A 16,229-nucleotide genomic window follows, 5' to 3' on the forward strand; every position below is an offset into this window, starting at 1 on the left:
GCCACCCGAAGGTGGCCGGGCCCCGGCCCGTACGCGCGAAACGTCAGACGAGGTTCACCGAGCGCGCCGACGTAGCGCCGATCTCCTCGGCCACCTCGGAGAGCACACTCTGCGACACCGTGTCGTCGACGGTGAGCACCGCGAGGGCCTCGCCACCGGCGGCGGACCGGGCGACCTGCATACCGGCGATGTTGATGCCGTGCTCGCCGAAGATCCGGCCGACGGTGCCGACGACACCGGGACGGTCCCCGTACCGCAGGACGACCATGTGGTCGGCGAGCGCGAGGTCCACGTCGTAGTCGCCGACGGCCACGATCTTCTGGTGGTGCTTCGGACCGGCCAGCGTGCCGGACACCGAGACCTCCTCGCCGCTGCCGAGCGTGCCCCGCACGGTGACGACATTGCGGTGGTCCGGCGACTCCGAGCTGGTCGTCAGCCGTACCTCGACGCCCCGCTCCTGCGCGAACAGCGGCGCGTTCACGTACGACACCGTGTCGTCGACGACGTCCTCGAAGACGCCCTTCAGCGCGGACAGCTCCAGCACCTTCACATCGTGCTGGGTGATCTCGCCGTACACCTCGACGTCCAGACGGACGGCGACCTCACCGGCCAGCGCGGTGAAGATACGGCCGAGGCGCTCGGCGAGCGGCAGGCCCGGCTTGACGTCCTCGGCGATGACCCCGCCCTGCACGTTCACCGCGTCCGGGACCAGCTCACCGGCGAGGGCGAGCCGCACGGAGCGGGCGACGGCGATACCGGCCTTCTCCTGCGCCTCGTCGGTGGAGGCGCCGAGGTGCGGGGTGCAGACGACCTGGTCCAGCTCGAACAGCGGGGAGTCGGTGCACGGCTCCTTGGCGTACACGTCGAGGCCGGCGCCGGCGACGCGGCCTTCCTTGAGCGCCGAGTACAGCGCGGCCTCGTCGACGATCCCGCCGCGCGCGGCGTTCACGATGCGCACCGAGGGCTTCACCTTGTGCAGCGCCTCGGCGCCGATCAGACCGACCGTCTCGGGGGTCTTCGGCAGGTGGACGGTGATGAAGTCGGAGACCTCCAGCAGCTCGTCCAGCGACAGGACCTTCACGCCCATCTGGGCGGCGCGCGCGGGCTGCACATACGGGTCGTAGGCGACGACCTTCATACCGAAGGCGGACATGCGCTGCGCGACGAGCGCGCCGATGCGGCCGAGGCCGACGACACCGAGGGTCTTCTCGGCGAGCTCGACGCCCGTGTACTTGCTGCGCTTCCACTCGCCGTTCTTGAGCGCCGTGTTCGCCTGCGGGATGTGGCGGGCGGTGGCGAGGAGGAGACCGCAGGCCAGCTCGGCGGCGGTCACGATGTTCGAGGTGGGGGCGTTGACGACCATCACGCCGGCCTTGGTGGCGGCGGACACGTCCACGTTGTCCAGGCCGACACCGGCTCGTGCGACGACCTTCAGCTTCCGCGCGGCGGCGATCGCCTCGGCGTCGACCTTGGTGGCCGAGCGGATGAGGATGGCGTCGACGTCGGCGATGGCCGGGAGCAGTTCGGCTCGGTCCGCCCCGTTGGCGTGCCGGATCTCGAAGTCCGGGCCCAACGCGTCGACGGTGGCGGGCGACAGCTCTTCAGCGATCAGTACGACTGGTTTCGAGCTCACGTGAGTCCTCACAAGTCCAATGCTGCGGACGGCCGTCCCGACGGCCGCAGGCGGTGGAGGGTGGTGGCCGCGTGGAAGACGCACGACGCTGTGGGCCTGACGCGTATGTAGTCCAGCAGTGTAGTGGCGCCGAGGGCGTCGTCCCACGCCACCGCGGAAAGGTCACCCGGACGTGAGAAGAGGCCGGCCACGGCTCCGGGTGAACCCGCCGCGGCCGGCCTCATCGGATCAGGCCTCTTCGTCGTTGACCCAGCTCATCAGCTTGCGCAGCTCCTTGCCGGTGGTCTCCAGCAGGTGCTCCGAGTCCTGGGTCTTGTACTCGTTGTACTTCTTCAGACCACCGTGGTACTCGTCCATCCAGGCCTGGGCGAAGGTGCCGTCCTGGATCTCGGCGAGGACCTTCTTCATCTCGGCCTTGGTGGCGTCGGTGATGATCCGCGGGCCGGTGACGTAGTCGCCCCACTCGGCCGTCTCGGAGATCGACCAGCGCATCTTCTCCAGGCCGCCCTCGTACATGAGGTCGACGATCAGCTTCAGCTCGTGCAGGCACTCGAAGTACGCGATCTCCGGCTGGTAGCCGGCCTCGGTCAGCGTCTCGAAGCCCGCCTTCACCAGCGCCGCGGTGCCACCGCAGAGGACGGCCTGCTCACCGAACAGGTCGGTCTCGGTCTCCTCGGTGAAGGTCGTCTTGATGACGCCGGCGCGGGTGCCGCCGATGCCCTTGGCGTACGACAGGGCCAGCGCGAAGGCGCCGCCGGTGGCGTCCTGCTCGACGGCGGCGATGCAGGGAACGCCGCGGCCCTCCTCGTACTGGCGGCGGACCAGGTGGCCCGGGCCCTTGGGGGCGACCATGCACACGTCGACGCCGGCCGGGGGCTTGATGAAGCCGAAGCGGATGTTGAAGCCGTGGCCGAAGAACAGGGCGTCGCCGTCGTTCAGGTTCGGGGCGATGTGCTCCTCGTAGACCTGGGCCTGGATCGGGTCCGGGACCAGGATCATGATGACGTCGGCCTCGGCGGCGGCCTCCGACGGGGTCACCACGCGCAGGCCCTGCTCCTCGGCCTTCGCCTTGGACTTCGAGCCCTCGTGCAGACCGACGCGGACGTCGACACCCGAGTCGCGCAGCGACAGCGCGTGGGCGTGGCCCTGGCTGCCGTAGCCGATGACCGCGACCTTGCGGCCCTGGATGATGGACAGGTCGGCGTCAGCGTCGTAGAACAGCTCGGCCACTTTGGGTTCTCTCCTTGAGTGCAGGTGTTGCTTCCCACCGTATGACGGCAGGGGGAAAGGAAGTCTCGGGGTCTCGGCATACGGGCGGACGGCGTGTCGCCGGCCGCCCGTGCCGTCGGTCGGGCCATCGTCCACCGGGCGGACGGCGCCTGGCGAGGTGTTCGAACCGTCAGGCGGACCGGTCCAGTGCGCGCAGCGACCGGTCGGTGATCGAACGGGCGCCGCGGCCGATCGCGATCGTGCCGGACTGGACCAGCTCCTTGATGCCGAACGGCTCCAGCATCTTCAGCATGGCGGACAGCTTGTCGCCGGACCCGGTGGCCTCGATGGTGACGGCCTCCGGGGAGACGTCGACGGTCTTGGCGCGGAACAGCTGGACGATCTCGACGATCTGGGAGCGGGTCTCGTTGTCGGCGCGCACCTTCACCAGAACGAGTTCCCGCTGCACGGCGGAGGACGGCTCCAGCTCGACGATCTTCAGCACGTTGACGAGCTTGTTGAGCTGCTTGGTCACCTGCTCCAGGGGCAGTTCCTCGATCACGTTCACCACGATGGTGATGCGGGAGATCTCGGGGTGCTCGGTGACACCGACCGCGAGCGAGTCGATGTTGAAGCCGCGGCGGGAGAACAGCGCGGCGATCCGGGCCAGGATGCCGGGGGTGTTCTCCACCAGGACGGAGAGCGTGTGCTTGGACATGGTCTGGTTCCTTTACCTACGGCTCTCAGTCGTCTTCGTTGTCGCCGAAGTCGGGGCGGACGTCACGGGCGGCCATGATCTCGTCGTTGGAGGTGCCGGCGGCGACCATCGGCCACACCATCGCGTCCTCGTGGACGATGAAGTCGATGACGACCGGCCGGTCGTTGATCGAGTTCGCCTCCTCGATGACCTTGTCGAGGTCGTCAGGGGACTCGCAGCGGATGGCGTAGCAGCCCATGGCCTCCGACAGCTTCACGAAGTCGGGGACGCGGGTGCCGCGGGCGTTCGGGTTGACGTCGTCCGGGCCGGAGTGGAGCACGGTGTTCGAGTAGCGCTGGTTGTAGAACAGCGTCTGCCACTGGCGGACCATGCCGAGGGCGCCGTTGTTGATGACCGCGACCTTGATCGGGATGCCGTTCAGGGCGCAGGTGGTCAGCTCCTGGTTGGTCATCTGGAAGCAGCCGTCGCCGTCGATCGCCCAGACGGTCCGGTCGGGGGCGCCGGCCTTGGCGCCCATGGCGGCCGGGACCGCGTACCCCATCGTTCCGGCGCCGCCGGAGTTCAGCCAGGTGGCCGGCTTCTCGTACTGGATGAAGTGGGCGGCCCACATCTGGTGCTGGCCGACGCCCGCCGCGAAGATCGTCCCCTCGGGGGCGAGCCGGCCGATGCGCTCGATGACCTGCTGCGGGGAGAGCGAGCCGTCGGTGGGCTGGTCGTAGCCCAGCGGGTAGGTCTCGCGCCAGCGGTTCAGGTCCTTCCACCAGGCGCTGTAGTCGCCCTGGTTGCCCTCGCTGTGCTCCTTCTGGACGGCCTGGATCAGGTCGGCGATGACCTCGCGGGCGTCACCGACGATCGGCACGTCGGCGGCGCGGTTCTTGCCGATCTCGGCCGGGTCGATGTCCGCGTGGACGATCTTGGCGTACGGGGCGAAGCTGTCCAGCTTGCCGGTGACGCGGTCGTCGAAGCGGGCGCCGAGGGCGACGATCAGGTCGGCCTTCTGCAGTCCGGTGACGGCGGCCACGGAGCCGTGCATGCCGGGCATGCCCAGGTGCTGCGGGTGGCTGTCGGGGAACGCGCCGAGCGCCATCAGGGTGGTGGTGACGGGCGCGCCGGTCAGCTCGGCGAGCACCTTCAGCTCGGCGGTCGCACCGGCCTTGAGGACACCGCCGCCGACGTACAGCACCGGCCGCTTGGCGGCGGTGATCAGCTTGGCGGCCTCACGGATCTGCTTGGCGTGCGGCTTGGTCACCGGGCGGTAGCCGGGCAGGTCGGTGGTGGGCGGCCAGCTGAAGGTCGTACGGGCCTGGAGGGCGTCCTTGGCGATGTCGACCAGGACCGGGCCGGGGCGGCCGGTGGAGGCGATGTGGAAGGCCTGCGCGATGGTGCGCGGGATGTCCTCCGCCTTGGTGACCAGGAAGTTGTGCTTGGTGATCGGCATGGTGATGCCCACGATGTCCGCCTCCTGGAAGGCGTCCGTGCCGATCGCCTTGGACGCGACCTGGCCGGTGATCGCGACCATCGGCACCGAGTCCATGTGGGCGTCGGCGATCGGGGTCACCAGGTTGGTGGCACCGGGGCCCGAGGTGGCCATGCACACGCCCACCTTGCCGGTGGCCTGCGCGTAACCGGTGGCGGCGTGACCGGCGCCCTGCTCATGGCGCACCAGCACATGACGCACACGGGTCGAGTCCATCAGCGGGTCGTACGCCGGGAGGATCGCACCGCCGGGAATGCCGAATACCGTGTCGGCCCCGACCTCCTCGAGAGAGCGGATGAGGGACTGCGCGCCCGTGACGTGTTCGACGGGGGCGGACTGTCCTCCGGATCGGGGCCGCGGCTGCGGATGGTGGGCCCCGGTGGCCTGCTCGGTCATCGGCATTCTCTTCTCGATGCTGAGGGTTTTTTGCGAGGTTCGTGCGGTGTGCGACGTGCGCTGACTGGTGCCCGTGCAACAAAAAACCCCTCCTTGCCATGAGGCAAGCGAGGGGAGCGCGCCGGGTACGGTCGCTGGGGATTCCGGATCATCCTCCGGTCGGTCCCAGCTTCAGCCGACGCGCTTTCCAAGTACGAGAATTCGGGTGCGCATGGCACTGACCCTCCCCCCGGCGCGCACCGTGTGTCAAGTGGGTGGGACAGGAGTCTCATTATGTGAGCGAAGGGCACTGCCGCCTCCGTAAACAGCGGGGACACCACTTGTGTACACCCCTGCCCCGCCGCCCGCGAACGCGGGCTCGGCCGGTCCGGAGGGCACGGGGTAGTGGCCCAAGGACAGTGCCCGGCGCAGCCGGTATTCGTCCAGCGGTCCGGAGAAAGCGGCGCCCTGTCCGTGCGTACAGCCCATCGCGCGCAGGGCGACGACCTGCTCGGGCAGATCGACCCCGTCGGCCACGCACTGCAGGCCCAGATCGCCGGCGATACGCAGCAGCCCGCTGGTGATCTTGTAGAGCCGGGTGGACTCGACGACCCCCTCGACGAGACTGCGGTCCAGCTTCAGTACGTCGACGGGGAGGCGGCGCAGTGCCGTGATGGCGCCGTGGCCGCCGCCGAAGCCGTCCAGGGCGATCCGGACGCCGAGGCGCCGCAGCTGCTTCAGCCGGCGCTCCAGGTCGTCCAGGCCGCCCTTCAGCTCCGTGTCGGACAGCTCGATCACCAGGGAGCCGGAGGGCAGCCCGTGGCGGGTCAGCAGCGTCTCGACGGAGCCGCCCGGCCGTGAGCGGTCCAGCAGGCGCCGGGCGCTCATCCGGACGGAAACCGGCACGTTCAGGCCACTGCTGAGACGGTCGGCGGCCTGCTCGACCGCCTGCTCCAGCATCCATCGGCCCAGTTCAGCGGTCTTGTCGCTGTCCTCGGCGACCCGTAGGAATTCGGCCGGGGTGAAGAGCACCCCCTGGGACGAGCGCCAGCGGGCCGCGGTCGCCACCGATGCGATCCGGCCGGTCTCCAGCTCCACCACGGGCTGGTTCAGCAGCATGAACTCGCCGTCGTGCAGTGCGGCCCGCAGCCGGGTGGCCAGCTCGGCCTTGCGGACGACGTCCTGCTGCATCTGCGGCTGGTACAGCTCGACGCGCCCCTTGCCGGACGCCTTCGCGCGGTACATGGCGAGGTCGGCGTTGCGCAGCAGCTCACCCGCGCCGAGGCCGGGTTCGGCGAAGGCGACGCCGATGGAGGCGGCCACCCGGACATCGTTGCCGTCGATGCTGTAGGGCTGGGACAGTGTGATCCTCAATCGGTCGGCCAGCTCGACGATGTGCTGCTCCCGGGCGGCCCGGTCGCGGGTGCCGTCGCCGACGATGAGGGCCGCGAACTCGTCGCCGCCGAGGCGGGAGGCGGTGTCACCGTGGCGGACCGCTTCCTGGAGCCTGCGGGCGGCCTGCACGAGGAGCTCGTCCCCGGCCTGGTGCCCGATGGTGTCGTTGACGGCCTTGAAGCCGTCGAGGTCGATGAAGAGGACCGCTGTGTTGCGCAGGGCGACGCCCCGGTCGGTGGAGCGGCGGCCGGAAAGCGCCTGCTGGACGCGCTTGGTGAACAGCGCGCGGTTGGGCAGGTCGGTCAGCGGGTCGTGCTCGGCGTTGTGTTGCAGCTGGGCCTGGAGGCGCACCCTTTCGGTCACGTCCCGGCTGTTGAGGATGAGCCCCCCGTGGTGGCGGTTGATCGTGGACTCCACGTTCAGCCAGCCGCCGTCGCCGGACTTGAAGCGGCACTCGATACGGGTGGTGGGCTCCTCGGCCGGGCTGGCGGCGAGGAAGCGGCGCACCTCGTGCACCACGCAGCCGAGGTCCTCGGGGTGGATGATCGAGGCCAGCTCCTTGCCCACGAGTTCCTCCGCGGGGCGTCCGTAGACCCCCACGGCGGCCGGGCTGACGTAGCGGAGGATGCCGCTGGGCGCGGCGATCATGATCACGTCGCTGGACCCCTGGACCAGGGAGCGGAAGTGGTTCTCCTTCTGGGCCAGTTCCTGGGTGAGCGTGATGTTGTCGAGCAGCATGATGCCCTGGCGGACCACGAGGGCGAGCACGACGGTGCAGGCGGTGACGAGCACCACCCGGTCGACGCTGCGGCCGTTCAGGACGTTGTAGAGGATGCCCAGGGTGCAGACCGCGGCGGCCAGGTACGGGGTGAGGGCGGCCAGTGATCCGGCGATGGGGCGGGTGGCCGGATACCGAGCATGCTCTCCGCCCTGGAGGAGCACATGGACGTGGCCGGCCTGGGGGCCGTCGTGCCGGTGCCGGGCGTCGTGCCGGTGCTGGGCGTCGTGGCGCTGACCCGGGATGTGTTCGTGCACCACGCGTGTGTGCGTCCCGTCCTCGGACCGTCCGTGCCGCTGCCCGGCCCAGGGGGCGTAGGCGAGGAGCAGGGAACCAGCGAACCAGCCGGCGTCGAGGAGCTGGCCCGAGCGGTAGCTGTTGTGCATGAGGGGCGAGGTGAACAGGGCGTCGCACACCACGGTGAGCGCGAGCGCGCCGATCGCGGTGTTCACCGCGGAGCGGTGCATCGAGGAGCGGCGGAAGTGCAGGGCGAGCACCATGCTGACCAGCGCGATGTCGAGCAGCGGATAGGCGAGCGAGAGCGCGGTGTGCGCGGTGGTCGAACCGCCGAGCTGGGCGGTCTGGGCGAGGGCGAGGCTCCACGAGAGGGTCACCAGGGAGCCGCCGATCAGCCAGGCGTCCAGCACCAGACAGACCCAGCCGGCCTTGGTCACGGGCCGCTTGGCCAGCACCAGCAGACCGACGATGGCGGGCGGCGCGAAGCAGAGGAAGAACAGGTCGGCGTAGCTCGGGTTGGGGACGGGGCGCTCCAGGACGACCTCGTACCACCCCCAGACGCCGTTGCCCAGCGCCGCCATGGCGGACGAGAGGGCGAACAGCAGCCAGGCCGCTCGAAAGCCGCCGCGGCGGCTGCGTGCGTAGCGGAAGCAGGAGACGGCGGCTGTCGCCGCCGCGGCGGCGAGCCCGAAGTCACCCATGACGAGGGCGACTCGCTCGTTGCCCCAGCCGAGCGCGGCACCGACGGCGTAGGCCGCGCACAGCAGGGCGAGCACGAGCTGGGCCCGCAGGCTCGCTCCGTCGCGGTCGGACGCCGGCTCACCGGGCAGGGGCGGGCCGGACGGCGACCTGGTCGGGCGAGGTGTGGGGCTCAGCGTGGAGACGGTGGACGGGCGGGGACTCACCGGAACTCCCCGGTGATCACCGTGCCCGTGTCCCACCGGTCGCGGGGCGTGGGATGGGTGTGCCTTCTGCGGCTGCCGTTCACTCGGTGCCGACCGTGACCGCCGTGGTCGTCGTGGCCCCCCTGCGGGTGCCTCGACGTCACAGCTTGCCAGGGCCTCCGTCGGCGGGTCCGTCGCGTCGGATCGTTCGTCCATAGGCCGTGCATCGCCCGTCGCCCCCCTCGCTGTCTCAAGTCCGTCCCCGGCGCCGAACGGTGCGCGGCGCAGCCCCTGTCGGGACGATACACCAGTATCGTCACTCAGGGACATAGTTCCTCTACTCTCCGTGACCACCTGCGGCAATGCGGGCACGGTCCGCTTCCGGAGGAATGCGGAGGGTGCCCGAAGTGGATTACGCGCCTGCCGTCGCGCCTGTCGTAAGGACCACGTTGCGCAGCGGCTCGTGGTTCACGAAGCGCGCCAACTGGTCCACCAGCAGCCTCTTCGCACGCGGCAGAAAGGCCGAGCTGGGGCCGCCGACGTGGGGACTGATGAGGACGCCGGGCGCGTGCCACAGCGGGTGGCCGGGCGGCAGCGGCTCGGGTTCGGTGACATCGAGGGCCGCGCAGATGCGTCCGTTCTCCAGTTCCGCGAGAAGTGCCTTGGTGTCGACCACGGCCCCGCGGGCCACGTTGACCAACAGGGCCCCGTCCTTCATCAGGGTCAGGAAGTCGGCGTCGACCAGGCCTTTCGTCTGCTCGGTGAGCGGCGTGGACAGGATGACGACATCCGCCTCGGGCAGCAGGGCGGGCAGATCGGTGAGCGGGTGCACCGGTCCGCGCTCTGTGGTGCGCTCAGAGCGCGCGACGCGCGCCACCCGCGCCACCTCGAACGGTGTGAGCCGGTCCTCGATGGCGGCGCCGATCGCGCCGTAGCCGACGATGAGCACGTTCTTGTCCGCGAGCGACGGACGGAACCCGGTGCCCTGCCAGAGCCCCTGTTGCTGGGCCCGGACGAAGTCGGGCACACCGCGCAGGGAGGCGAGGGTGAGGGTGAGCGCGAGCTCCGCCGTGCTGGCCTCGTGCACACCGCGGGCGTTGCACAGCCGGACGCCGGGGGCGACCGCCGACAGCCGGGACAGGACGTCGTCGACGCCCGCGGTCAGCGTCTGGATGACCTTCAGGTTCCGCATGGACTCCAGCGGTCCGACGCGCACCGACAGCCGTTTCATGTAAGGCACCACGTACAGCACGCAGTCCGCCGGGTCGCCCGGGTATTCCTGGGCGCCGTCCTCACCGCCGTCCCAGAACAGATAGCGGGGTCCCTGCGGCAGGCCCTCGATCTCGTCCGGTGGGATGGGGAGCCACACGTCGCCGGTCGTGCCGGCGGTCCTGGCGGTGGTGAGGTCAGCAGTCATGCTCCGGAGGCTATGTCAGGCGTCCGTGACGGCAGAGGTTAGGTTGGGGGGCCAGGAGAGGGAGGGTCACGACCAGGTGGAGCGCAGGACGATCGGCGCGGCGACGCTCGAGGTGGGGGCCGTCGGACTCGGATGCATGCCGATGAGCTGGGCGTACACCGGGTCGCTACGACGGGGCGACGAGTCGATGCGGACGGTGCACCGGGCGCTCGACCTCGGTATGACGCTGTTGGACACGGCCGACATGTACGGCCCGTTCACCAATGAGCTGCTGGTGGGGCGGGTGCTGAGGGAGCGCCGCGCGGAGGCGTTCGTCTCCACCAAGGTGGGCCTGCTCGTGGGCGAGCAGCACATCGTCGCCAACGGCCGCCCCGGCTATGTGAAACGGGCGTGCGACGCCTCGCTGCGGCGGCTGCAGACGGACGTCATCGATCTCTACCAACTGCACCGCGAGGACCCCGAGGTCCCCGTCGAGGAGACGTGGGGTGCGATGGCGGAACTCGTCCAGGCCGGAAAGGTACGGTCGTTGGGTCTGTGCGCGGTGGGCGCGCGGGCGGGCCGCCGGCCGGGGGCGGGCATGCACGACGCCACGATCCGCCGGCTGCGGCGTATCCAACAGGTGTTCCCCGTGAGCGCGGTGCAGGCCGAGCTGTCGGTCTGGTCGAGGGAGGCCCTGGCCGATCTCCTGCCCTGGTGCGCGGCCCGCGGCATCGGTTTCCTCGCCGCCATGCCGCTGGGCAACGGCTTCCTCAGCGGCACGCTCACCCCCGGCCAGGGCTTCGAACCCGACGACGTCCGGGCCCGTCACCCCCGCTTCACGGCCGAGATGATGGCCGCGAACCAGCCCGTGGTCGCGGGCCTCCGCCGCATAGCGGCCCGTCACGGGGACGAGGTCACCCCCGCCCAGGTGGCCCTCGCCTGGCTCCTCACCCTGGGCCCCCACGTCGTCCCCGTACCCGGCACGAAGCACGAGCGCTGGGCCATGGAGAACGCGGCGGCCACCACGCTGCACCTGACCCCGAAGGACCTCACGGAGGTGGCCGCGCTCCCTCCGGCCCGGGGTTCCTGGGACTGAGAGACCCCCCGAGCTGATCGGCGCCGGAGCGGGGCCACCAGGGCGGCCGACCTGGTGGATGGGACGGGCAGGGGCGGCGGGGCGGGGGAATCCGGGGCCGGCGGCCCGAAAAAGCACCTTGATCTGCCGGAGGTGGAACCTGGGGGGCACTCGCGGTGTAGGAAGGTGGAAGCTCCGCGTCGAAGGGATCGTGATGGTGCAACGTCGAGCGGTGACGGCCACGTTGGCCGCGACCGTGCTCCTGATGACGGCCGGCTGTTCCTCCGACGACGGAGAGCGACCGACCGCCCCCACCGGCTCACCCACCACCTCCGCCCCGTCCGCCTCCCCCTCCGAGGGCCGGCCGGCGGAGACCGCGCCCCCTGCCAGGGGCTCGGTCGAGGTGGTCCGCACCGTGGCCGAAAACCTCGACACCCCCTGGGGCCTGGCCCCCCTCCCCGAGGGCGGCCTCCTCGTGTCCTCCCGCGACCGGGGCACGATCAGCAGGATCGACACGGAGACGGGCAGGAGGACGGAGCTGGGCGAGGTCCCCGGGGTGGCCGCGGCCGGTGAGGGCGGCCTGCTCGGCATCGCCGTCTCCCCGGACTACGCCTCCGACCACATGATCTACGCCTACTTCACCTCGGAGTCCGACAACCGCATCGTGCGGATGTTGTACGACCCCCGGAAGCCCGAGGGCGAGCAGCTGGGCGCCCCCGACACGGTCCTCCGAGGCATCCCCAAGGGCACCAACCACAACGGCGGCCGCATCGCCTTCGGCCCCGACCAGATGCTGTACGCCGGCACGGGTGAGCGTTACGAGGGCCCTCTGGCCCAGGACAGGAAGTCCCTCGGCGGCAAGATCCTCCGGATGACCCCGGACGGCGAGCCCGCCCCGGGCAACCCCTTCGGCAACTCCGTGGTGTACTCCTACGGCCATCGCAACGTCCAGGGCCTCGCCTGGGACGGCAAGCAGCGTCTCTGGGCATCGGAATTCGGCCAGGACACCTGGGACGAGCTGAACCAGATCCGCCCCGGCGGGAACTACGGCTGGCCCGAGGCGGAGGGCAAGGGCGGCGAGTCCGGCTACGTCGACCCGGTGGCCGTGTGGAGCGTGGACGACGCCTCCCCGAGCGGCATCGCGATAGCGGAGGGCTCCGTGTGGATGGCGGGGCTGAAGGGCGAGCGCCTGTGGCGCATCCCCCTCCGGGGCACCAAGGCGTCGGCCGACCCCCAGCCCTTCCTGGAGGGCGACTACGGCCGACTCCGCACCGTCGTCTCCGCCGGCGGCGACAGACTCTGGCTGACCACCAGCGAGACGGACGGCCGGGGCTCCCCGGAGGACGGCGACGACAGGATCCTGGAGCTGAAGGTGAGGTAGCCCGGGTCATCCACCGGCGACGGAGCCCCTGGCGCTCGGCGCCCGCCTCGTCCCCGCCTCGCCGGAACCAGCCGGTGACGCCCGGCGCGGGGACGCGCCCCGCCGGCCGGGCCCGGCCCGGTACGCCGTCTCGGCCGCCTCCGCCGTCTCGGCCGTCTCCGCCGTCTCCGCGGGGAACAAGCCGAGTCGATGGGCCACAGCCGCTGCCTCGCCGCGTCCGGCGACGCTCAGCTTGGCGAGGATGTTGGAGACGTGGACACTGGCCGTCTTCGGGGAGATGAAGAGTTCCTCGGCTATCTGGCGGTTGGTGCGGCCGGCCGCGACCAGACGGAGGACGTCGCGCTCGCGTCCGGTGAGGCCGAGGGCGGCGACGGGGTCGGCCGGTGCGGCCGCGGGCTCTGCGACGGGGCTGAGGGGGAGGCGGGCACGCCGGGCGAGGAGGGCGACACCCTCGGCGAGCGGGCGGGCGCCGAGATGGCCGGCGACGGCCGCGGACAACCGCAGCAGTTCCGTCGCCCGGTGCCGGGCGCCGTCGTCGGCGCCGTCCGCCAGCAGGGCCTCGGCGAGGCGGTACCGGACGCGGGCCAGGTCGTAGGGGCGTTCCAGGGGTTCGAAGGCGGTCACGACCTCGGACCAGGTGTCGGCGGTCATCAGGCCCTCGGCACGCCGGAGTTCGGCGCGTACCCACTGTTCGTGGGCGAGCCAGATCGGTGCGCCGGTGGTGAGTTTCCTGACCGCCGCGAGAATCCGGCCGAGCACCTCGGTCCGGCCGTGATCGGCGGTGGGCAGCCCCCGGGCGTCGGCCTCCGCGACGGCGGCGGCGAGCAGCAGCGGCCAGGCGTACCGCTGGGTGCCGACGGGGAAGCCGGCGTCGAGGACACGGGCGAGTTCGGCGCGGGCGTCGGTCAGGCGGCCCTCGGCGGCGGCGATGCCGATGGCGAGCAGGGAGAGCGGCAGGTTGTTCTGCGGCATGGGGTTGTGGGTGCCGAAGTGGCCGTACGCGGCGGCGTGTTGGCGCCGGGCCTCGGCCGTGTCGCCGCGGGCGAGGGCGATGGCGGCGACGCAGAGGGCGCTGCCGCCGAGTCTCTTGGCGCTCGGGCCGACGTCCCGTGACTTCTTCGCGGCGTCCAGTGCGTCGTCCCACTGACCGAGGGAGATGAGCGACTCGGAGAGGTTGCCCCACACCCAGGCCTCGGAGTCCGACAGACCCATCCGCTGGGTGAGGTCGAGCCCTTCGCGCAGAACACGGACGGCCTCGCGGGAGCGGCCGACGCTCTCCAGACTGGAGGGCAGATTGACGTGGCTGCGGCCCACGACGGCGGAGGGGCCGCGTTCGAGGGCCCGGCGGCGTACGGCCTGCATCTCGGTGACACCGGCGTCGACGTCCCCGGCGTCGACCATCAGACCGCCCAGGGTGAGGCGGGCGTTGAGTTCGATGTCCTCGGCGCCCACCATGCGGGCGTACTCGACGGCCCGCTGGGCGTCGGAGAGCGCGTCGGGGCCGGGAGCGTGCAGCATGGCCCAGCCGGCGACGCGGGAGAGGACCTCGGCGTGCATCGTCGACGGCGGCAGACCGCGCATGAGGTCCTGGGCGGTGGCGAGTTCCTTCCAGCCGTCGCCCCGGGACAGGCCCTCGGTCAGCAGGGAACGCTGCACCCAGAACCAGGCGGTGCGCAGCGGGTCTCCCCCGTCCGCCAGCAGGTCCAGCGCCCGCCGGGTGATCCGCATGGCCCGTTCCCGCTCACCGCACAGCCGGCCGGCGACGGCCGCCTCGGCCATGAGGTCGAGGTAGCTGAGGGGGGTGGTGGCGGGGTCGCAGCCGCTGGGGGTGCCGCAACGCCCTTCGGGCAGTGGGGGAGGGTAGACCTCGGTGTAGTCGATGGGGCGCAGTGCGGCCCGTACCGCGTCGGGGGCGGCGTCCCACAGCTCCATCGCCCGCTCCAGGAGCCGTAGTTGCTCGGAGTGGGCGTGGCGGGAACGGGCCTCGACGGCGGCGTCGAGGACGGCGGGCAGGGCCTTGGCGGCGTCGTGGGCGTGGTACCAGTAGCTGGCCAGGCGGGTGGCGCGGCCGTCGGCCGGGACGAGCGCGGGGTCGGCCTCCAGGGCTTCGGCGAAGCGGCGGTTGAGGCGGGAGCGTTCGCCGGGGAGCAGGTCGTCGCTGACGGCCTCGCGGACCAGGGAGTGGCGGAAGCGGTAGCCGTCGCCGCCGGGGGCGGCGAGCAGGATGTTGGCGCCGACGGCCGCGCGCAGGGCTTCGATGAGGTCGTCCTCGCAGAGCCCGGCGACGGCCGCGAGCAGGGGGTACTCCACGGTGGAGCCGCCCTCGGCGACGATGCGGGCGACCCGCTGGGCGTCCTCGGGGAGCCGTTCGACGCGGACGAGGAGCAGGTCCCGCAGGGAGTCGGTGAGGGCCGCGCAGCCGCCGTCGTGCGCGGCCACGGCGAGTTCCTCGACGAAGAAGGCGTTGCCGTCGGAGCGTTCGAAGATCTCGTCGGCCTGGGCCGGGTCGGGTGCGGCGGCGAGGATGCCGGTGAGCTGGTAGCCGACCTCGGCGCGGTTGAAGCGGCGCAGTTCGATGCGGCGGACCGTGCGGAGGCGGTCGAGTTCGGCGAGGAGGGGGCGCAGCGGGTGGCGGCGGTGGATGTCGTCGGAGCGGTAGGTGGCGAGGACGACGAGGCGGCCGGTGCGCAGGGTGCGCAGCAGGTAGGCGAGGAGGTGGCGGGTGGAGGCGTCGGCCCAGTGCAGGTCCTCCAGGACGAGGACGACGGTGCGGTCGGCGGCAAGGCGTTCCAGGAGGCGGGCGGTGAGTTCGAAGAGCCGGGCGGTGCCCTCCTCGTCGTGCCTGGTCGGCGGTGTCTCGCCCAACTCTGGCAGCAGTCGGGCCAGTTCGGGTTCCTGGCCGGCGGCTGCGGCGATCAGTTCGGCGGGGAGCCTGCGGTGCAGGGCGCGCAGGGCGGTGGAGAAGGGCGCGTAGGGCAGTCCGTCGGCGCCGATCTCGACGCAGCCGCCGAGCGCGACGACCGCGCCGTCGCGCTCGGCCGCCGTGGCGAACTCCTCGACCAGCCGGGTCTTGCCGACCCCGGCCTCCCCGCAGAGCAGCAGGGCCTGCGGCTCGCCCGCTCCCCCACCGCCGGGCATCCGGGAGGCGCCGCCCGCGGCGCGGGCAAGGGCGTCGCGCAGCACCTCCAACTCCTCGGCACGGCCGACGAACACCGGACTGACGGACCTGGTCTCCACACCGCCGAGCATCGCATGCGGATCCGCCGCTTCGGCACCGAATATCCGCACCTCGCGGGGTCCGGGACCGGGCGCCGGGAGGTCCGGGCTCACGTGGTGCGCGGCAGCCGGAACCGGCGCGTGCGGTGGTGCCGGCCGTGATCGTCGGTGTCCGCGGCGTCCTGTTTCCCGGAGCCCGGCCCGGACTCGGGGCTGCGTGTCGTGCGGGAGTCGCGTGCGGCCTCGCGGCCGGCGCGGCGGGCGTCGCGTGCCAGGCGGTAGTGCTCCGCGTCGCGGATCAGTTCCTCGGTGCGGATGCGCTGCTCGTACTCGAACATGTCGTGCCCCTCGTGAGAGTCGGTCGGGTTCGCTTGTCGCGATGCCTCGACCTTCGTCTGCGAGGCGGGTCCGCCGCATCGGGAGAGTTCCGCATCTTGAGCGGGCCCGGGGCCTCA

General features: G+C 71.5%; 10 protein-coding genes. 2 read left to right on the top strand and 8 right to left on the bottom strand.

Annotated elements, in window-relative coordinates; genetic code table 11:
- Positions 1-43: 43 nt before the first annotated feature.
- From serA to AC067N_RS20455, 6 genes are all read right to left on the bottom strand, one after another.
- Positions 44-1,633, bottom strand: a complete 1,590-nt coding sequence (gene serA, locus AC067N_RS20430; RefSeq protein ID WP_478680291.1) for a phosphoglycerate dehydrogenase — start codon at positions 1,631-1,633, stop codon at positions 44-46.
- 228 nt (positions 1,634-1,861) lie between these two features.
- The gene (ilvC, locus tag AC067N_RS20435) at positions 1,862-2,863 is read right to left on the bottom strand and encodes a ketol-acid reductoisomerase (RefSeq protein WP_478680292.1); all 1,002 of its coding nucleotides are present in this window, start codon (positions 2,861-2,863) and stop codon (positions 1,862-1,864) included.
- A 169-nt stretch (positions 2,864-3,032) separates the two neighbouring features.
- A complete protein-coding gene (gene ilvN, locus AC067N_RS20440; protein ID WP_478680293.1) occupies positions 3,033-3,560 on the bottom strand; it encodes an acetolactate synthase small subunit in 528 nt (175 codons plus the stop codon).
- Between the two features lie 25 nt (positions 3,561-3,585).
- Complete coding sequence (locus AC067N_RS20445; protein WP_478680294.1) at positions 3,586-5,433, bottom strand: acetolactate synthase large subunit; 1,848 nt, start codon at positions 5,431-5,433, stop codon at positions 3,586-3,588.
- A gap of 246 nt (positions 5,434-5,679) precedes the next feature.
- Entirely contained in the window at positions 5,680-8,727 is a 3,048-nt protein-coding gene (locus AC067N_RS20450) for a putative bifunctional diguanylate cyclase/phosphodiesterase (protein ID WP_478680295.1), read from the bottom strand.
- A gap of 391 nt (positions 8,728-9,118) precedes the next feature.
- Entirely contained in the window at positions 9,119-10,123 is a 1,005-nt protein-coding gene (locus AC067N_RS20455) for a 2-hydroxyacid dehydrogenase (protein WP_478680296.1), read from the bottom strand.
- Between the two features lie 76 nt (positions 10,124-10,199).
- Here AC067N_RS20455 and AC067N_RS20460 point away from each other — a divergent pair, with 76 nt between their 5' ends.
- Complete coding sequence (locus tag AC067N_RS20460) at positions 10,200-11,198, top strand: aldo/keto reductase (protein ID WP_478680297.1); 999 nt, start codon at positions 10,200-10,202, stop codon at positions 11,196-11,198.
- A 193-nt stretch (positions 11,199-11,391) separates the two neighbouring features.
- The gene (locus AC067N_RS20465; RefSeq protein ID WP_478680298.1) at positions 11,392-12,558 is read left to right on the top strand and encodes a PQQ-dependent sugar dehydrogenase; all 1,167 of its coding nucleotides are present in this window, start codon (positions 11,392-11,394) and stop codon (positions 12,556-12,558) included.
- A gap of 6 nt (positions 12,559-12,564) precedes the next feature.
- On the opposite strand, the gene AC067N_RS20470 is transcribed toward AC067N_RS20465, so the two are convergent.
- Both AC067N_RS20470 and AC067N_RS20475 read right to left on the bottom strand, forming a co-directional pair.
- Positions 12,565-15,807, bottom strand: coding sequence for a helix-turn-helix transcriptional regulator (locus AC067N_RS20470; protein WP_478680383.1), 3,243 nt, complete (start codon positions 15,805-15,807; stop codon positions 12,565-12,567).
- Positions 15,808-15,884: 77 nt separating this feature from the next.
- Positions 15,885-16,112 (bottom strand): hypothetical protein, encoded by a 228-nt coding sequence (locus AC067N_RS20475; RefSeq protein ID WP_478680299.1) that lies wholly within the window; start codon positions 16,110-16,112, stop codon positions 15,885-15,887.
- Positions 16,113-16,229 lie beyond the last annotated feature (117 nt).

The organism is Streptomyces sp. NPDC042364 (assembly GCF_056437585.1).